Below are 1,271 nucleotides of genomic sequence, written 5' to 3'. Positions count from 1 at the left end.
TGACCTGCCACGGGTAATTTCCTCCATCTGAGATTAGAGTCCGGCCTCGATTGAAGGACGGACAGATGAAGAGAAAGCGGTTTACGGAAGAGCAGATCATCGCGGTTTTGCGCGAACACGAGGCGGGGGCGAAGGCAGGCGATCTGGCCCGCAAGCACGGGATCTCCGAGGCGACGCTGTATAACTGGAACGCCAAGTATGGCGGCATGGACGTCTCCGACGCCAAGCGGCTGAAGGCGCTGGAGGAGGAGAACGCGAAGCTGAAGAAGCTTTTGGCCGACCAGATGCTGGAAGCCTCGGCGCTGCGCGAGCTTCTGTCAAAAAAATGGTAGGGCCCGTCGCCAAGCGCGAAGCCGTCGCGCATCTGAGGGCCGCCATGGGCCTGTCGGAACGGCGGGCCTGTTCCATCGTCAGCGCCGATCGCAAGATGGTCCGCTACCGGTCACGGCGCCCGCCGGACAGGGAGCTGCGAAGTCAGTTGCGCGACCTTGCCAACGCGCGCCGGCGCTTCGGCTACCGGCGGCTGTTCATCCTGCTGCGGCAAGGCGGCGAGCCGTCGGGCATCAACCGCATCTACCGGCTCTATCGCGAGGAAGGGCTGACGGTTCGCAAGCGACGGTCACGCCGGCGCGCGGTTGGCACCCGCGCACCGATTCTGGTCGAGGCAAGGCCGAACGCCCGCTGGTCGCTGGATTTCGTCCACGACCAGTTCGCCTGCGGTCGACGCTTCCGCATCCTCAACGTCGTCGACGACGTGACGCGCGAGTGCCTGGCGGCAATCCCGGACACCTCGATCTCGGGCCGCCGTGTCGCACGCGAACTGACCGAGTTGATCGCCCACCGCGGCAAGCCGGGCATGATCGTCTCCGACCACGGCACCGAGTTCACCTCGAACGCCATGCTCGCCTGGGCACAGGAGAACGGCATGACTTGGCACTTCATCGCACCGGGCAAGCCGATGCAGAACGGCTTCTGCGAGAGCTTCAACGGCCGGATGCGGGACGAGCTCTTGAACGAGACCCTGTTCTTCGGTCTCGACCATGCCCGCACGACGATCGCCGAATGGGCGGACGACTACAACCGATCGCGCCCACATTCGGCGCTCGGCTACATCACGCCGGCGGCTTATGCCGCCAATCTCACCGCAACGGGCGATCGGCTGCGCAACCCCGACCAGCTCCGCCGATCGCCCGTTGCTCAACCCGCGCCATACGGCGTACAACCCGCCGAGGCTCTAATTGCGGCTGGATGAAAATTCGGTGGCAGGTCAC

Annotated in this window: 1 protein-coding gene; it reads left to right on the top strand. The window is 64.8% G+C overall.

Going from position 1 to position 1,271, the window contains the following annotated elements:
• Positions 1-65: 65 nt before the first annotated feature.
• Positions 66-1,252 (top strand): IS3 family transposase gene (locus tag NKI29_RS33330; RefSeq protein ID WP_352798694.1). Its coding sequence is split into 2 segments (ribosomal slippage): positions 66-318 and positions 318-1,252, totalling 1,188 coding nucleotides; the frame shifts between segments, so codons are not numbered across the junction.
• Positions 1,253-1,271: the final 19 nt, after the last annotated feature.

Origin of the sequence: Mesorhizobium sp. M0678 (assembly GCF_040320505.1) — a bacterium.
Taxonomy (GTDB): Bacteria; Pseudomonadota; Alphaproteobacteria; order Rhizobiales; family Rhizobiaceae; genus Mesorhizobium.
The sequence above is the reverse complement of the archived record's forward strand: the minus strand, read 5'-3'. Positions and strand labels throughout refer to the sequence as shown.